The organism is Bacillus sp. NPDC060175, assembly GCF_042728695.1.
In the GTDB taxonomy this organism is placed as follows: domain Bacteria; phylum Bacillota; class Bacilli; order Bacillales; family Bacillaceae_G; genus Bacillus_A.
On record NZ_JBHWYR010000003.1, the window covers coordinates 46,860 to 63,336 of the forward strand.

Here is a 16,477-nt window from a genome sequence, read left to right on the forward strand (position 1 = left end):
TATGTCAAAACAAATTGTCATCTTAGGCGCTGGTTATGGCGGTCTTCTTGCCGCTTTAAACGTACGTAAATATTACAGCAAATCAGAAGCACAAGTTACAGTGATTAACCAATACCCAACACACCAAATCATCACTGAACTACACCGCCTTGCAGCTGGTAACGTTGCTGAGCAAGCAATTGCAATGCCACTTACAAAGCTTTTCAAAGGCAAAGACATCGATCTTAAAATTGCAACAGTTGAGTCATTCTCAGTTGATAGCAAAGAAATCAAACTAGCTGGCGGCACTACTCTATCTTACGATGCACTTGTAGTTGCTTTAGGAAGTAAAACTGCTTACTTCGGTATTCCAGGACTAGAAGAAAACAGCATGGTATTAAAATCTGCTGCTGATGCAAACAAAATCTACAAACACGTTGAAGACCGTATTCGTGAATACGCTAAAACGAAAAACGAAGCTGATGCTACAATCGTAATCGGTGGTGGCGGATTAACTGGCGTTGAGCTAGTTGGTGAGCTTGCTGACATTATGCCTAAACTTGCAAAAAGCCACGGCGTAAATCCAAAAGAAGTTAAACTTCTTCTTGTTGAAGCAGGTCCAAAAATCCTTCCAGTATTACCAGACCATTTAATCGAACGTGCAACTACTAGCTTAGAAGCACGCGGCGTTACATTCTTAACTGGTCTTCCTGTAACAAACGTTGCTGGCAATGAAATCGACTTAAAAGACGGTCAAAAACTTGTTGCTAACACATTCGTTTGGACAGGTGGCGTACAAGGTAACCCATTAATTGGTGAATCAGGTCTTGAAGTAAACCGTGGACGTGCAACTGTTGATGCACACCTACAATCTACTTCTCACAAAGACGTATTCGTTGCTGGAGACAGCGCTGTTGTCTTCTCTCCAGACGGTCGTCCATACCCACCAACTGCACAAATTGCTTGGCAAATGGGTGAGTTAATTGGATATAACTTATACGCAGCACTAGAAGGCAAAGCATTCGAAGAGTTCGCACCTGTAAACTCTGGAACACTTGCTAGTCTAGGACGTAAAGATGCTGTTGCTACAATCGGAGCAAGCAATACTCCGCTTAAAGGTTTACCAGCATCATTAATGAAAGAAGCAAGTAACGTTCGTTACTTATCACACATTAAAGGTCTATTCAGCTTAGCTTACTAATCTGAATATAAGCCCGAATCATGCCCTGCATGATTCGGGCTATTTTTATCCGTAATTTTCTCTAACTTATTTATTCGGCAGAAGAATAATATAACCCTCTTTAATTATCAAAATATACTGAATTTTTGTGTCGGAATTGTGTATATGAAAAGAACGGAGGTAGCTATCTTCCCTACCTCCACTCTTTCACAAGAACTATTCTCCCAATTTCACTAAGCTATAGTTCTTCTTCCCTTTACGAATAATAATAAATCTTCCATCAAATGAATTTTCCACAGTAACATCCGTACCCACATCCGTTACTTTCTCGCCATTCATAGATATAGCTCCATTATTAATATCCTCACGTGCTTGACGTCTAGATGGTTCAATTCCTAAATCAACTAGCCACTCTACAATATTTTTCGCCTCTTTTGAAGACTGGAATGTTGGCATCTCTTTAAAGCCTTGTTCAATTTCATCAGCTGTTAACGATTTAATATCTCCGCTAAATAATGCCGATGTAATTTTCACAGCTTGCAATAATGCTTCTTCTCCATGAACGAATTTCGTCATTTCTTCCGCTAATACTTTTTGCGCTTCACGTTTATGAGGCTCTGTTTCTACCTTCGCTGCCAATTCATCAATTCGCTCTTTCGTTAAGAACGTAAAGTATTTCAAGTATTTAATTACATCACGGTCATCTGTATTCACCCAGAACTGGTAAAATTCAAACGGTGTTGTTTTTTCAGGATCAAGCCAAATAGCACCACCTGCTGATTTACCAAATTTCGTACCATCCGATTTTAATAATAACGGAATTGTTAGTCCGAATACTTTCGCCTCATGACCTTCTAACTTACGAATTAAATCTAAACCACTCGTAATATTTCCCCATTGATCACTACCACCGATTTGCAATTGAACATCTTCTTCTTTGTATAAATGATGGAAGTCCATTGCTTGCAAGATTTGGTACGTGAACTCTGTAAATGAAATTCCTGTATCTAAACGACTTGCGACAATATCTTTTGCTAACATGCTATTTATGCTAAAGTTTTTTCCGTAATCACGTAAAAACTCGATAATATTTATTTTATGTGTCCAGTCATAGTTATTTACCATCTTCACTTCGCTATTTCCGCCAAAACCAAATAGCTTTTTCATTTGCGCTGTTAAAGCATCTACATTATGCTGGACTACTTCTAAAGTTTGCAATTGACGCTCTGATTGACGCCCACTTGGATCACCAATTGTTCCTGTTGCCCCTCCGATTAAAATAACCGGATGATGTCCAGCTAATTGAAATCTTTTCATCATCATGAACGGAATTAAATGTCCAATATGCATACTATCACCAGTCGGATCCACTCCGCAGTATAGTGAAATCTTTTTCTCTTCAACTAACTTACGTAAACCTTTTTCATCTGTCTGTTGATTCACAGCACCGCGCCATTCTAATTCATCAATAATATTCATCTTTTGTCATCCCCTTTATTTTTTGAAAACAAAAAAGCCCCTATGTCTACAATAGACATAGGGACGATTATTCACCGTGTTACCACCCAGTTTGCATAAATAGCATAGCTATTCATACCACTCTTAGCAATAATATCGATTGCTAGTCCGCTTAGCGTTACCTAAGATACTCCAGAGTGTAATTCACAGGTTTGTTTGTGCTAGGTTCCAGCAATCCCTAGCTCTCTTTGATAACAGTGACAAACTGCTACTGGGCTCTTTCAACGTATATTTTATTTGTTAAATTATTAGCCATTATATTGAATCAAAATCAAATTGTCAACAATACCCAAATGTTATTTCGAAATAATTCATACTTTTATACGTTTTTTATCCAAAGATTACTGTAGATCTTCTCCAATAATCCTTACTTCTCGCTCTAATTTCACACCGGATTTTTCTTCAACAGTTTTTTGTACGAAATGAATTAAGTCGATATAATCTTGCGCTGTTCCGTTATCAACATTCACCATAAATCCAGCGTGTTTTAAAGAAACTTCCACTCCGCCAATTCGCTTACCTTGCAGTCCTGATTCTTGAATAAGCTTACCCGCAAAATTATTTGGTGGGCGCTTAAATACACTACCACATGAAGGATACTCTAAAGGTTGTTTTGATTCACGTTTAAACGTTAAATCATCCATCTTTTCCTTAATCTCTTCACGCACACCTTCTTGAAGCTCAAATTTTGCTTCAAGAATAATGTAATGATTATTAGAAAACACACTCTTACGATATCCAAATTCAAACTCATCTGTCGTTAAAGTACGTAAATCTCCATCACCTGTCATTACAACTGCTTCTGTTAATACATAAGCTACTTCACCGCCATATGCACCAGCATTCATATATAACGCTCCACCAACTGAACCTGGAATACCACAAGCAAACTCAAGTCCTGTTAAATTGTGATCCAATGCAATTCGTGACACATCAATAATCGCTGCACCACACCCCGCAACAATCGTTGTCCCTGTTACAGTAACACCTGTAATATGAATTAAACTTACTGTAATCCCGCGAAGACCACCGTCTTTAATAATAACATTAGATCCGTTTCCTAAAAACGTAACTGGAATATTGTGTTGATTCGCATACTTTATAACTTCTTGAATTTCATCATAATTCGTAGGAGCAACGAACACATCCGCTTTCCCGCCCACTTTAATATGCGTATGATTCTTCAGCATTTCATCTTGCTTCACATGACCTTCAGGCAATACTGTACTTAAATATTTATAAACCTCTTGCATATTCATTTTACGATTCCTCTATTTCTATAATCTTTTTATCCCGCTGTCCACGGGCCCATAATATCCCCACATAACAATGCGCTACAAATAAAAAGCCCAAGTGGTAGATAAAGTGTACATAAAGCACACCTATAAACCTCTTAAATTATAAGAGGTTCCACTCATATTAAAATATATATCGCATAATAAAGCAACCCAAATGAGCTACTAAACTTGACATGTAACCATATAGACAACAATTTGTAAAATATATAGGTTTTTCAAAGCAATACCCTTCAGTATCTTACTATACCATACGCAAGAAAAGTGGTATTTTTTTGTAATCTTTACTTTATTTTCTCCATTAAAAAAAGAGCACATCCCACAGAATGCGCCCTTTCTATACTCTTTAAATTATTTTTCGTTCTCTTCTTTTTCCTTATCAAACCATAATAGCTCTTCGTCATCAACTTCACCATTATAATTGATTAGAATCTCTTCTCCCGCTTTTATATCTTTGTAAGCAAAGAAGTTAAACGTATGATTCTCAAAGACAATATCATACGTTGCGTTCGGCTTATATGAATGATTAAATAACATGCCGTATCCTAAAAGGAATGCCGTATGATTTACCCCATACTCAAATGCGTAATCAGCAAGTAACGTTTTCTCAATGTGTTCATGCTGTTCATTCGGATAAGAGATAACTGGTGCTGAGTGTATCAACTCACCCTTTTTAATATCACGAGTTGCAAATACACCTCTATTAAATTCTCCATCACTAAGTTCAGAAGTCTTAACTTCAATCATATGCTTCACCTATATATTTCTTTCTTTGAAGTATTTTATTCCGCTATTTGCGGGTTCAACTAATAATCAATAGGTAGCCCCCAATGATTAAAGTCTCACTTTATCCCCTTAAGCTTGGCAGAAAACTCGTAGAAAAGCAATTAAATTCCTATCAAGTATTCGTTCAAATGAAAAAGAGCACATCATTTGTGCTCTTTTTCAGCGATATTATTTTTCTAAAATATCTTCTAGCAACTTCACTTGCTCGCTAACAGTATGTAGCGTCTTCACCGACGTATCATTTCGATTCTTTTCTTCTTCAATACTTGCTAACACTTCTTCCGTAGCTGCAGAAGTTTGCTGAATTACGTTAGAAGCATGTGTAACATCCTTTACGATATTCGTCGTTTTAGCTTGGAAACTTTCTTGATGATCAACAATCTCCCTCATTACATCATTAATCGTATCAATAAACTTCCCTAAATCCGTTACATTCGTTAAAACACTTGCTAACATTTCGTTACACTCTTCTTGTACTCTTTCTGACTTCCCTACCTGCACTTCTACTTTACTTGCTTGATTACTAAACTCCTTCAAAATCCCTTGAATTCTCCCCGCAGAATGATTCGATTCTTCAGCAAGCTTTAACACTTCATTCGCTACAATAGCAAAACCTTTTCCATGTTCTCCTGCCCTTGCAGCTTCAATATTTGCATTTAAAGCTAGCAAACTCGTCTGACTTGAAATATTCGTTATTACATCTACAATTTCATTAATTTGTTTCGATTGTGTCATCAATTCTCTAAATATAGTTCCTGATTGTGAAACAACATCATTTAAACTTCTCATGTTAGCTTCAAAATTTCTTAAAGTGTTTACACTACCCTTTGAGATTTCCAAACTTTTATCAACGCGAATCGAAGCATTCCTTACTTGAGGGATGATTTGGTTAATATTTTCCTCCATATCATTCAATACTTCTACTGAACGTGACATCATCTCTGATTGTGATTGGGTGCCAACTGCTACTTCTTCAAAAGCAAAATTAATTTCACTCATCGACTCCATCGACGTGTTCATATTCTGCCTTAAATGATTGAAATTACTATCTAACTTCACAACAGTTTCCTCAATAAGCCTTTGCGTTTCTTCTAACTCCTGAGCTTTCTTCATCACTGCTTGCTTCTCATCACTTAAACGAGCCAATAGATTAGAACCAATCTTTGTGACACCCCACATTGCGATCGTTACAATCGCTAACAAGCTTGCGAAATTTGCAGCTTCAGATGACGCTGTATAAGCAAAAAATTGATTTGGCCAATAACTACAAAGTATAAATGTAACAACAACTGCTACCCCGCCAAGGATTAAAATAAGACGTTCACTCAAATAAATAAGTGAAACCGCTAATGTAAAATAGATCATTTGAAATACAGCTGGGCTTTCATTAAAAGCTTGTACCATAATGAAAGACATAATAAGTAGCATAAATGTCATGATGTATTTATACATTGCTTCCATACTTTCTATAAAAGTAAGCAGCGTTCCAAATACTACGATAGAAATACCACACATCCAAAATGCTATTGCTCTCTCTGTAAAAATATATCCGTAATACCCAATCGCGATTATCCCAAGGAAGAAACTACAAATCGTGATAAACAACAATAAATGATTTTTCTGCGATTCTTTCTCGAGGTTAGAAAAACAAGTTCTCTTTAACCACTCCATATATGAAGCCCCACCTTCTTACTCATACGTATCGATTACTTCAGCTTGAATACCGCACTCACTGGGTTATGATCGCTATTTTCAAACTTCAAATCTTTCCCTTGTACATTTACAATTTCAACATTCGGTGAAACGATAAAGCCATCAATAATCGTGACAAAGTTTTCACCTTCCACGTATTTCTTTACATCATCTCTCACAGTCATAACAGACGGATCTACAGCCCACTTAAATCCACCGTCAGTAAAGCCCTTCGGTAATTCTACTAACCACTCAGGACGCTCTTTCACAAACTTAGGATCGCTTAACTGAACGTTAGAAAGTAATTGATTCCAGTCTCCGCCCATTATGACATAATCACCATTTTCATAATGCTTGTTCATATATTTTTTTAAATATTCTACTTGCTGTTTTCTAATTTTCCCGCCTTCATCATAAGCAGACAAATGTAAATTTACGAGTCTAATAAATTTCCCATTATTAACAGGTATTTTATGTTCAACAATCGCTCGGTCTAAATCAAATAAACGCTTTGGCCACGGCTCCATTCCAGGAAGCTGAAATCTCTTCGCTGTTTGAACCGTATATTTAGAAAATGTACTTAATCCAGCTTCAGCATATCCCATTGGATTTGTTATTGGCACCGGAACCCATTTCGTATCGTAGTTCTTTCCGAATGACGAAGCATAATCAGGTAATCCTTTTTTCAAAAATTCATGCCCATTTACATCAAATGATCGCATTGATTTTATATCTGTTTCTTGTAATAGTGCAAAATCACTATTCTCATTTTGTAAAAACGAAAGCATATTCTTTAAGTTAGTTTCCGTTTGTTCTTTACTACTTGAACCAGACCCTTTTCCCCCATCCATAAAGAAGTCTTGATCCTTATCTAGTCCAGCATATCCAATATTAAATGTTGTAACTTTAAATTCATTTCCAGGCGCAATTACGCGCTCCTTATTGTTTTCCACCTTCAAGCTTATAACATCAGCCGGCTGTTCCTTTGTAAGTGTCATATACGCTAAAAACCCACCTACAACTCCCACCCCTACTAAAATACATATAGGTACTATTTTTAATAACTTTTTCAAACAAACGACTCCTTTTCTAAAACATACGATTTTACTTTTCTTTATTTTCAGTTAAATAAAAAAGTGACAGACATACGAAACATTTTATCACACCGAAAACCTCATATCACTATATTTAGTTTATAAGTAATAATTCCCTATCTTAAACTATTAGAGAAATACAAAATACACCAACTTCTCCACTGGAAATCAAACGAAATTTTTAGTACACTATATGTAATAATTATAGGTGATGGAGTTCGCCATAACTGCTGCTTAGCTAATGACTCCTACCAGTATAACTACTGGTAGGAGTCTATTTTTTTGAGCAAGCTATTTAAAGAGGTGAGGAATTTGATTTATATTATCGTTGGCATAGCCGGTATATTAGGAGCCCTTTCCCGTTATTATTTAGGTCTTACTATTCATGTATTTTGGCATCATTCATTTCCATTAGCTACATTATTCATTAACTTAATCGGCTGTTTCTTATTAGCTTGGCTGACTGCGTATATCGCTCGGCTAAACATCTTACCTTCGGAGGTTATCACAGGCATCGGAACTGGATTCATCGGTTCCTTTACGACGTTTTCAACATTCAGTGTAGAAACTGTGCAATTAATCAATCATTCTGAATGGAGCGTGGCCTTCTTATATGTAGCATGTAGCATACTTGGCGGCCTCATTATGTCTGGACTTGGCTATACACTTGGTGATTTCTTAATTAAGAAGCATCTTACGGAAGGTGATTACTCATGATGGGAGCTTTATTAGTCGCAACAGGAGGGTTTTTCGGTGCCATTACACGATTTGCAATTAGCAATTGGTTTAAAAAAAGAAATAAAACATCCTTTCCAATTGCTACATTCCTTATTAATATAACAGGAGCTTTTTTACTCGGGTATATAATTGGCAACGGAGTCACTACAGGCTGGCAATTATTATTAGGTACTGGATTTATGGGCGCATTCACTACATTTTCGACGTTTAAATTAGAGTCCATTCAGCTTCTCAATCGCAAAAAAATTTACACATCCCTTTTATATTTAAGTACTACTTACATAATTGGTATCTTCTTCGCATTCCTTGGAATGAAGTTAGGCGGAATATAAAGTGAAACTTTAATCAGTGGGAGGTTTTGTTCATCCCCCACTGATTATTAGTTGAACCAATCAGGCTTTTACGAGCAGCCCGCCCCCCACCTAACTTCTTTTCTTTCGCTGAATTTTGAGGTGGGGGTCTTACTGCCCGGCAAATAGCGGGATAAAAAAAGAAAGCGATTCTCATCAGTCGCTTTCTTTCATAAGAAGTATGTCCCGCCATATGGAATGGAAAATAAACTAGCTGGATCCACATCGTAATGTACAATTTGCATCGGAAGCTGTGAATACAGCATATACTGACTTTGCATCATTTGTGCAAGCTGTGCTTGTTGCTGTATTTGAATAACTTGATTCATAGCATGAATTGTCCCCTGTGCCCCGGCTAGCGTTATAGCTGCCCCTACTTGTCTACCATTATAAAAATAATGATTCATCATTATTCAGCTCACTTATTATTTTTCTTCCATATGGTATGTTTCTATTTCATAGTGAGTATTTTGTCCCGATTGATGAATCCCTCACTAATTAAACTTCACTTTATCTATTACTTTTTCTCAGCTTTGAAGTAATAAATCCAAATAGTAATACACCAATACCACTCAAGAACAATACATAACTTATCGGTACTAGGAAAAAGAAAGGTTCTTCAAGAAATCCATTCGCTCCTACTTTACTGTTTGAAGCATGTATAGTTAAAGAAATAATCGCTAAGATCATGAAAGAAATGGCTACTACGTATTTATTTTTCATTTTACATTCTCCTCTATTCATATAATTCTTCTTAATTAATTAACATCATATTATCCAAAATAAAATATTATTGACTAATATAAAAACAAAAGGTTTATGAAGCATCTTAAATTTCCTCACAAACCTTTTATAGACAATTAATATTTACACTTCAAACTTCCTGCTTAATACAACATACATTGCACATAATAGTACGAATATCCCAGCATAAATTAACAAAATCTCTACACTAAACACATCAGCCAAAGGACCAAATATAACCATCCCTAAAGGTAAAGCACATGAATTTGCAATTTGTACGAGGCTAAACATTCTGCCATGCATAACTGGATCTACTTTCTCCTGCAATAACACAGTAACTGGCGTATTAAAACATGGCATTGTTATACCAATTAAAAAATTAAAGACTAAATACATAATAAATATCGGTGCAATTCCTAGTCCTATCATAAGCAGACCATATAACGCACAGGCTATCGCCGTTGTATGCATACGATTACGAAAGCCACCCCACGCTGCAATCAGTACGCCACCAGCTGCTGCACCAGCACTAAAGGTCATCTCACTAGCAGTAAGTCTCCACATTTCTGCTCCGAAGGAACGAGTTACCATTAAAGGTGTTAAAAAGGCAGCTGGACTTATTAAAATCATGATAATGATTAATAAAACGAGTAGCCTTTTAATAAATACATTTTCTTTTAAATAAACAAATCCTTCTTTTATACCTTGTAGATTAGACTTTTGCTTACTCTCTACATTCACATGTCCTTCAACTTGAATGATAAACATAATACTAATTCCGATTATAGCCGTAATAACATCAATAAAAAATGTCGTTTCAATGCTGGCAATAGAAAGAATTGCAGCACTTACTGCTGGAGAAAGAAACATAATTATAGATGTAATACTGCTATTTATCCCATTTACTTTCATAAGATAATCTTTCGGAACAATTTGTGGAATTAACGCATTCACAGCCGGTGTTTGTACCCCTGTACCAGCTGAGCGAATGAGTAATACTATAAAAAACATCCAAATACTTTTATATCCTGCTAAAAATAAAATTGCCAAAACTAACGTAGCAATCGCTATAATCCCATCCGATAACATAATCATTTTTTTACGGTCATAACGATCAATCCACACACCAGCAAATAAAGATATCGCAATTTGTGGTAGAAAACCGCAAACAGTTGAAATGGTCAACATCACTCCTGATGATGTTGTAAGGGTGATATACCATATGATCGCGTACTGTACGAGAGATGAACCGAACAACGAAATCGTTTGAGCGGTCAAAAACATTATTATTTTCACTTTCCAATCATTATCATTTATCATCTTTTTTACTCTCCTCGATTAAACCACTCTCTATGTTGAAAATACTATCTGCCCAATCATGATACAAACGTGCTTCGTGAGATACGAGTATGATGCTACCCTTAAACTGAATTAATGCCTTTTGCAAAGATTCCTTCGCTTCTGCATCTAAATGATTCGTCGGCTCATCTAAGATTAAAAAATTACACGGTGATAATAATAATCCGCACAGTTTCACCTTCGATTGTTCACCACCACTTAACGTATGAATTTCTTGCGAAACATGAGTATCCTTCACACAACACGCAGCTAAATGATGACGTATTTCCTTCATATTCAGTTTAGGAAACTGTTCTGAAATAATTTGAAGCGGCGTTAAAGAATCATTGCTCCAATTTAAATCTTGTTCATAATATCCAATCTTTATTTGCTCTGAGAAGTGAAATTCTCCAGAAATACTAGCAATAGTGCCAACGATTGTTTTTAATAAAGTAGATTTCCCTACTCCATTGAACCCTGTAATAACAAGTTTTTGCCCACCCATTACTGAGAAATTCAATTTTGGTAAGAGAGCAAAGTCATAACCAACTTCAAGGTTATTTACCTCAAGAACTGTTTGAACTGAAATAGGAAGTTCCCGAAAATGAATAGACGGTTTATAAGTAAAACTTGGTGGCGCAATTCTTTCCATACGTTGCAACTGCTTTCTACGTCCTTGTGCTATTTTTGAATTCACTCCAGCAATATTTCTACGAATATACTCTTCCGTTTTTTCAATCTTTTTTTGTTGTGCATGATATTGGCGAATATAATCTTTTCGCAAATGCTCCTTTTGTCTTACAAAATCTGAATATTTTCCGTAATACTTCTTAACCGTTCCAAACTCTACATCACATATGCAAGAAGTCACTTTTTCCAGAAAATCAAAATCATGTGACACTACAATAAAAGCCCCTTCAAAATTCATTAAATAATTAGCAAGCCACTCCACATGCTCTTTATCAAGGAAGTTCGTCGGTTCATCTAGTAATAAAATATTAGGCTCTTCTAATAAAAGCTTCGCTAAAATTACTTTTGCACGTTGTCCCCCGCTTAGTTCAGCGATTATACGATTCATGCCAATAGCATCAATACCTAAGCCAACTGCAATTTTATTAATTGTGCTATCTACCGAATAAAAATCACGAGCCTCAAGTTGTTCTTGATATGCGGCCGCTTTTAACAATTTGTCAGGATCACCTGTCATAGCACTTTCTTCATACAATTTGTTCATTCTATCTTCCATTTCAAACAAATCATGAAAAGCTCTCTTTAAATATTGTGAAATGGTATAAATTCCATCAATTTCTGCATATTGATCAAGATGCCCAATTTGAATATTAGGCTGCCACTTTATGTCTCCCTTATCAGGAATTATTTCTTCAATCAATATTTTCATTAACGTACTTTTCCCCGCACCATTCTGTCCAACAATCCCCATATGTTCTCCTTTATGCAAATCAAAAGAAGCATTTTCATATAAGGCTTTATCTATAAAACTATGTGATAAACTTTCAACTTTAAGTAAACTCATTCGTATTCCTCTTTTCCTGAAATTAAAAAAAGCAGAGAGATAGCGTCATTCGACACTAGCCCTCTGCTTCGTGGTTTTTCCTATACTACTCCAATTTATTGTAAAAAATCATCGGAATAATATACACAAAGGGCCATAGACAAAGCATTGTCTATGGCCCCTTAATCTATTTTATACATCAGCTAAAAACCAAAACCAAATAAGCATAGATAAACTATACTTTTTTAGAAAAGTTATTCAGCCGATGAATATCGGGGATTTATACCCCTTGATTAAGCTCCGTACAACGCTTCACCGTATACATTTGTGCGGAGCAAAGTTTTCTAATGAGTTTTACAAATTTTATATAAAGCATGTTCTACACCTTCCTTAATACTTAAAAGGGATTTTAGCATACGGTTTTATGAAGCGTCAAGATTACTTCCAAATAATTCAACTACTTATTTTCAAAATATTGCTTCTGGAACATACACATTCTTATCGCATTATGATAGTTACCATCAACGAAAAATTCGTCTTGTAACTCACCTTCCACCATAAATCCAACCTTTTTATAAACATGTACAGCCTTTTCATTTTCTTTATCAACAACTAAATAGAGTTTATGCATATTTAATACAGAAAAAGCGTAATCCATCGCTAAACGTGTTGCTTCCGCTGCATAACCATATCCTTGATAATTCGGATCAATAATAATCTGGAATTCAGTTCTTCGATGAATATAATCGATTTCCACTAACTCGACTAATCCAACCATCTCATTATCTTTCTCCAGGATAAAACGGCGTTCACTTTGATCGTGGATATGTTTATCATATAAATCCTGTAGTTCTACAAAAGCTTCATATGGCTCTTCAAACCAATAAGACATAATATGCGCGTTATTATTAAGTTCGTGCACGAACTTTAAATCTTCCCGTTCTAAAGGACGTAACTTTAATTCCTGACTCATTTCTATAACCTCCAAGTAAAATAACCTCTTCACTTAATTTCTCAATTTTTTTCGATTTCAAACGCCCTAATTTCATTGTAAACCTTAAAGTAACTTGAAGGTCAAGATGAAAAAGTAGCGCAAACTGATGTCTGCACTACTACTCTTTTCTCAAATCTCTCATATTCGATATGTATAAAGCAATGACTAAAACAAGAATGGATCCCGCATATAATAACGTCTCCATCGGTTCCTCATGAGATACTATAATTAACCGAATTAATGCCGTAATTCCGATATAAATAAAATAACGTAACGGGAAATGATAGTTCGATTTAAAATACTTAATAATTAATGCAATAAACTCGAAGTATAAGAAATAGACGATGATACTTTCAACCAATTTATAAGATGTATACTTCTTCGCCGAAAATATGTATTGAATAAATGTGATTGTCTCATTAATTAAAAAGATAGATAAGACAATGGACAATATAATTAGAGCTATATTTAATATCCACTGTAACACGCTAGCTATAAGATGATCGATATTAAATGACTTCATTTTCTCTTTAAACTCCCCTTCGTATACGTACGTATTTATTATAGCAAAATTATCATTGGAAAGAAGTTAAATCATATATTCGTCCTTTGTTTTCCCCTGTGTGGGGGATGTTCATTGTTTGGAGGAGTCTTTTAACAGCAGAGCTAGATTGCATATTAAGAAAATCCCTCAATTTTCTATTAGTAGTTATCATTTCAAATAGAAGTGTGTAATCTTGTAAAGCGCGTAAATGAGCGTGTTTAGACACACTATTACAGTTTGAGCAACGCCATCCCTGTTTTTCTTTTAACATTGCCATTGTAAAACATTCCTCACACTGTACGCCCTTTAGCAATTCCACTTTTTTAATTTTATATTGCGCAAGAATATTTTGTCGCTGTGGAGAATACTCATTCATAATTTGATCTATAAGTCCATTTATATTGCCAAGCGATTTTTCTTTATATTGATTTTTAATTTGTTTTATTCTATTAGGTAAATTTGCACTGTGGATAACTTTACTAAGAAGTATTTTATCTGAAGTTTTAATAATTGTACGAGGTGAACTAATTACAACAAGGGATTCAATCGGAAGATTATGTAAACCATGTAGACTCAGCCATTTTCTCAGCTTCATCTCTTGCCGTTTCAGTTGTAAAAGCGGATCTGGGAAACCTTCTTCAGAAGCATCATCTGATATTCGAATGAGCTGATTAAACTTTGCATCAAAAATTAATGTACCAATAATATTTTTTATTTCAAGAAAAAGAAGAAAATATGAAGAAATACAGAAAGGCTGATTTACCTGCAAAAACAAAAGAAAATTTAGGTGTAAAATAAATTTCTAAAAGTAAAAGGATCATCAATTAATTGATGATCCTTTTACTTTCCTTACTGATAAAGTGTTAAATCATACTTCCTCCCTTTACTCTCACCGGTATATAGAACTTCCAATACTTGAAGTAACCTTTTCACGATTGAGCTTAATTGCACATTCAGAAGCTCCTCCAACTCACTATTATAAATCGCCTTTTCAATAAGACGTGTTTAATCTTGTAAAATACACTTATGTGCATAGTTAGAAACACTATTACAACTCGAACACTGCCATCCTTTTTTCACCTTAACAGATGAATATTTTTTTCGTACATAATAAAAAAATAAAAAATTTTGTCACAAAACCCGTTATTCCGGGTTCTCTATAATACAGGCATCAAATGAGAGTGAGGTTTTAACTGACATGTTAAAAATAAAAAAGGAAGACAGCCCTTTTTCGGATGTGACATTTGAAGATTTGTTTAAACAAAACTATGTTTACGTTGTGAAACAGATCGTATGGATTGTCAAAAATCAGACTATCGCTGAAGAATTAGCCCAAGAAGTCTTTTTACAGCTATATCGCAACGATTGGAAGAGAATTGAACACTTACCTGGATGGCTAATAAAATCTTCTACTTATGTAGCGTATAAATATCTACGATCTGAAAAACGACATCAGGCGAGAGTAGATAAAACCATACAATATCATGAAGTACAACATATTTCATCATTAGATGATGACTGGATTAGACAAGAAGAAATTACAAAGGTACAAATGGTACTCCGTAACATGGATGAACGAGATCGAACCATTTTATTGATGAAATTTTCTGGTTTTCAGTATAAGGAAATTGCCGAAGTGCTTCAAATCGACATATCTTCTATTGGAACATTATTAGTCCGAGCCAAACAAAAGTTTCGTAAGATTTATAAACAGTTAGAGGAGGCGTAATAAATGAATTGTTATGATGTGGGATTTATTCAAGCATATATGGATGGGGAATTACCTTATGAGACAAGAAAAGAATTCACAAAACATTTAGATACGTGTAACGCATGCCAAGACTTATTACTAGAAATTAGCAAATTAAATCAATGGGAAAATGTCATGTTAGAGGAAGAAATAGTACATTCATCAAAGGAAATCAAAATTGATGTAGACCAAGCGTGGAAAGCATTTGAAAATCGCGCAAAATTAGAAGATGTTTCTTATATCAATCAAAAACCTGAACAGAAGAAGGGATTATTTACAAATATGAATAAAAAATCAAAACGTTTCATGTATATAGCAGTAGCGGTAGCAGGGCTTTTTTCAACAGCCATGATTCCACAAGTTCGAGTGGCAGCTACAGATGTTGCCTCTTATTTTTCCAATGCAATTTCAAATGATACGATTATTGATGAAGGAAGAGACGTTACAAAAGGGCAATTTATTCCTCTTGATGAAAAGATTACAGATCAAGGTGTTACAGTACATCTGAAAGAATTATATGTAGCGGATGCACGTATATCCGTTCATTACAAAATTGAAAAAGAAAATGGAAATGTAGTACCGTTTGAATTTGATACAACGGGGTTACAACTTAAAGATGATGGCAAAGTAAATGGTCAACAAGAAAAAAACCCAGAGTATAAGAAAAATGGGTACTTCGGACAATTAGCATTTATTCAAGGAGCAAATGGTGGACCATTAGAACTAAAAGCATCCGGTGAAGAATTAAAGCATATAGGTATTCGTTTTAAGGATAGACCAGAAGGTGTCATTACATTTATCGAAGGTCCTGAAGGGAAAGATTCTTTCAAACAACCACTTACATTAGATGTAAATATAAGCAGGATTGGAAAATTATCTGGTTCTTGGAAAGGTCAACTTCAAATTGATCCTACCAAATTGAAAAAATAAAGTAAATTTAAATGAAAAAAAGAATAGAACGA

Annotated in this window: 16 protein-coding genes, 1 pseudogene, 1 riboswitch and 1 other annotated feature; of the genes and pseudogenes, 5 read left to right on the plus strand and 12 right to left on the minus strand. The window is 35.1% G+C overall.

What is annotated here, in order from left to right; genetic code table 11:
- The first annotated feature begins 1 nt into the window (after position 1).
- Positions 2-1,180: an NAD(P)/FAD-dependent oxidoreductase gene (locus ACFWDE_RS02475; protein ID WP_098989429.1), complete on the plus strand. Its 1,179-nt coding sequence runs from the start codon at positions 2-4 to the stop codon at positions 1,178-1,180.
- Between the two features lie 195 nt (positions 1,181-1,375).
- Here ACFWDE_RS02475 and tyrS read toward each other — a convergent pair whose 3' ends face one another.
- From tyrS to ACFWDE_RS02500, 5 genes are all read right to left on the minus strand, one after another.
- Positions 1,376-2,638, minus strand: coding sequence for a tyrosine--tRNA ligase (gene tyrS, locus ACFWDE_RS02480; RefSeq protein WP_377889804.1), 1,263 nt, complete (start codon positions 2,636-2,638; stop codon positions 1,376-1,378).
- A 56-nt stretch (positions 2,639-2,694) separates the two neighbouring features.
- Positions 2,695-2,911 (minus strand) — a binding site (T-box leader).
- A 107-nt stretch (positions 2,912-3,018) separates the two neighbouring features.
- A complete protein-coding gene (gene murB / locus ACFWDE_RS02485; RefSeq protein WP_377889806.1) occupies positions 3,019-3,936 on the minus strand; it encodes a UDP-N-acetylmuramate dehydrogenase in 918 nt (305 codons plus the stop codon).
- Positions 3,937-4,323: 387 nt separating this feature from the next.
- A complete protein-coding gene (locus tag ACFWDE_RS02490; protein ID WP_002144963.1) occupies positions 4,324-4,719 on the minus strand; it encodes an SET domain-containing protein in 396 nt (131 codons plus the stop codon).
- A gap of 207 nt (positions 4,720-4,926) precedes the next feature.
- Positions 4,927-6,429: a DUF4077 domain-containing protein gene (locus tag ACFWDE_RS02495; RefSeq protein WP_377889808.1), complete on the minus strand. Its 1,503-nt coding sequence runs from the start codon at positions 6,427-6,429 to the stop codon at positions 4,927-4,929.
- A 35-nt stretch (positions 6,430-6,464) separates the two neighbouring features.
- On the minus strand, positions 6,465-7,523 hold the full coding sequence (locus tag ACFWDE_RS02500) for an endonuclease/exonuclease/phosphatase family protein (RefSeq protein WP_377889810.1): 1,059 nt from the start codon (positions 7,521-7,523) through the stop codon (positions 6,465-6,467).
- Between the two features lie 219 nt (positions 7,524-7,742).
- Positions 7,743-7,802, plus strand: a riboswitch (Fluoride riboswitch).
- 54 nt (positions 7,803-7,856) lie between these two features.
- On the opposite strand from ACFWDE_RS02500, the gene crcB (ACFWDE_RS02505) reads away from it, so the two are divergent.
- Complete coding sequence (crcB, locus tag ACFWDE_RS02505) at positions 7,857-8,261, plus strand: fluoride efflux transporter CrcB (RefSeq protein ID WP_377889965.1); 405 nt, start codon at positions 7,857-7,859, stop codon at positions 8,259-8,261.
- The gene (gene crcB, locus ACFWDE_RS02510; RefSeq protein ID WP_377889812.1) at positions 8,258-8,614 is read left to right on the plus strand and encodes a fluoride efflux transporter CrcB; all 357 of its coding nucleotides are present in this window, start codon (positions 8,258-8,260) and stop codon (positions 8,612-8,614) included. The genes crcB (ACFWDE_RS02505) and crcB (ACFWDE_RS02510) overlap by 4 nt, the downstream gene beginning before the upstream one ends.
- A 188-nt stretch (positions 8,615-8,802) precedes the next feature.
- On the opposite strand, the gene ACFWDE_RS02515 is transcribed toward crcB (ACFWDE_RS02510), so the two are convergent.
- The 7 genes and pseudogenes from ACFWDE_RS02515 to ACFWDE_RS02545 form a co-directional block, all read right to left on the minus strand.
- A complete protein-coding gene (locus ACFWDE_RS02515) occupies positions 8,803-9,042 on the minus strand; it encodes a DUF3947 family protein (RefSeq protein WP_377889814.1) in 240 nt (79 codons plus the stop codon).
- Positions 9,043-9,142: 100 nt separating this feature from the next.
- Entirely contained in the window at positions 9,143-9,376 is a 234-nt protein-coding gene (locus ACFWDE_RS02520; RefSeq protein ID WP_377889815.1) for a DUF3955 domain-containing protein, read from the minus strand.
- A 123-nt stretch (positions 9,377-9,499) separates the two neighbouring features.
- A complete protein-coding gene (locus ACFWDE_RS02525; protein ID WP_377889967.1) occupies positions 9,500-10,693 on the minus strand; it encodes an MFS transporter in 1,194 nt (397 codons plus the stop codon).
- Positions 10,686-12,248 carry an ABC-F family ATP-binding cassette domain-containing protein gene (locus ACFWDE_RS02530; protein WP_377889817.1) on the minus strand — a complete coding sequence of 521 codons (1,563 nt, stop codon included), beginning with the start codon at positions 12,246-12,248 and terminating at the stop codon, positions 10,686-10,688. The genes ACFWDE_RS02525 and ACFWDE_RS02530 overlap by 8 nt, the downstream gene beginning before the upstream one ends.
- Before the next feature lie 436 nt (positions 12,249-12,684).
- The gene (gene speG / locus ACFWDE_RS02535) at positions 12,685-13,200 is read right to left on the minus strand and encodes a spermidine N1-acetyltransferase (protein ID WP_377889819.1); all 516 of its coding nucleotides are present in this window, start codon (positions 13,198-13,200) and stop codon (positions 12,685-12,687) included.
- Between the two features lie 139 nt (positions 13,201-13,339).
- The gene (gene psiE / locus ACFWDE_RS02540; RefSeq protein ID WP_002144945.1) at positions 13,340-13,744 is read right to left on the minus strand and encodes a phosphate-starvation-inducible protein PsiE; all 405 of its coding nucleotides are present in this window, start codon (positions 13,742-13,744) and stop codon (positions 13,340-13,342) included.
- Positions 13,745-13,796: 52 nt separating this feature from the next.
- A pseudogene (locus ACFWDE_RS02545) lies at positions 13,797-14,510 on the minus strand (nuclease-related domain-containing protein); the annotation flags it as partial.
- 453 nt (positions 14,511-14,963) lie between these two features.
- On the opposite strand from ACFWDE_RS02545, the gene ACFWDE_RS02550 reads away from it, so the two are divergent.
- Together ACFWDE_RS02550 and ACFWDE_RS02555 are read left to right on the plus strand one after the other, a co-directional pair.
- Positions 14,964-15,494 (plus strand): RNA polymerase sigma factor SigX, encoded by a 531-nt coding sequence (locus tag ACFWDE_RS02550; RefSeq protein ID WP_002144944.1) that lies wholly within the window; start codon positions 14,964-14,966, stop codon positions 15,492-15,494.
- A 3-nt stretch (positions 15,495-15,497) separates the two neighbouring features.
- Positions 15,498-16,445: a DUF4179 domain-containing protein gene (locus ACFWDE_RS02555; RefSeq protein ID WP_002144943.1), complete on the plus strand. Its 948-nt coding sequence runs from the start codon at positions 15,498-15,500 to the stop codon at positions 16,443-16,445.
- Positions 16,446-16,477 lie beyond the last annotated feature (32 nt).

What these genes read in the sequence shown, in the direction of transcription:
- ACFWDE_RS02475 (WP_098989429.1), top strand. Translation starts at nt 2, where the DNA reads ATGTCAAAACAAATTGTCATCTTAGGCGCTGGTTATGGCGGTCTTCTT.
- tyrS (WP_377889804.1), bottom strand. Translation starts at nt 2,638, where the DNA reads ATGAATATTATTGATGAATTAGAATGGCGCGGTGCTGTGAATCAACAG.
- murB (WP_377889806.1), bottom strand. Translation starts at nt 3,936, where the DNA reads ATGAATATGCAAGAGGTTTATAAATATTTAAGTACAGTATTGCCTGAA.
- ACFWDE_RS02490 (WP_002144963.1), bottom strand. Translation starts at nt 4,719, where the DNA reads ATGATTGAAGTTAAGACTTCTGAACTTAGTGATGGAGAATTTAATAGA.
- ACFWDE_RS02495 (WP_377889808.1), bottom strand. Translation starts at nt 6,429, where the DNA reads ATGGAGTGGTTAAAGAGAACTTGTTTTTCTAACCTCGAGAAAGAATCG.
- crcB (WP_377889812.1), top strand. Translation starts at nt 8,258, where the DNA reads ATGATGGGAGCTTTATTAGTCGCAACAGGAGGGTTTTTCGGTGCCATT.
- ACFWDE_RS02515 (WP_377889814.1), bottom strand. Translation starts at nt 9,042, where the DNA reads ATGATGAATCATTATTTTTATAATGGTAGACAAGTAGGGGCAGCTATA.
- ACFWDE_RS02520 (WP_377889815.1), bottom strand. Translation starts at nt 9,376, where the DNA reads ATGAATAGAGGAGAATGTAAAATGAAAAATAAATACGTAGTAGCCATT.
- ACFWDE_RS02530 (WP_377889817.1), bottom strand. Translation starts at nt 12,248, where the DNA reads ATGAGTTTACTTAAAGTTGAAAGTTTATCACATAGTTTTATAGATAAA.
- speG (WP_377889819.1), bottom strand. Translation starts at nt 13,200, where the DNA reads ATGAGTCAGGAATTAAAGTTACGTCCTTTAGAACGGGAAGATTTAAAG.
- psiE (WP_002144945.1), bottom strand. Translation starts at nt 13,744, where the DNA reads ATGAAGTCATTTAATATCGATCATCTTATAGCTAGCGTGTTACAGTGG.
- ACFWDE_RS02550 (WP_002144944.1), top strand. Translation starts at nt 14,964, where the DNA reads ATGTTAAAAATAAAAAAGGAAGACAGCCCTTTTTCGGATGTGACATTT.
- ACFWDE_RS02555 (WP_002144943.1), top strand. Translation starts at nt 15,498, where the DNA reads ATGAATTGTTATGATGTGGGATTTATTCAAGCATATATGGATGGGGAA.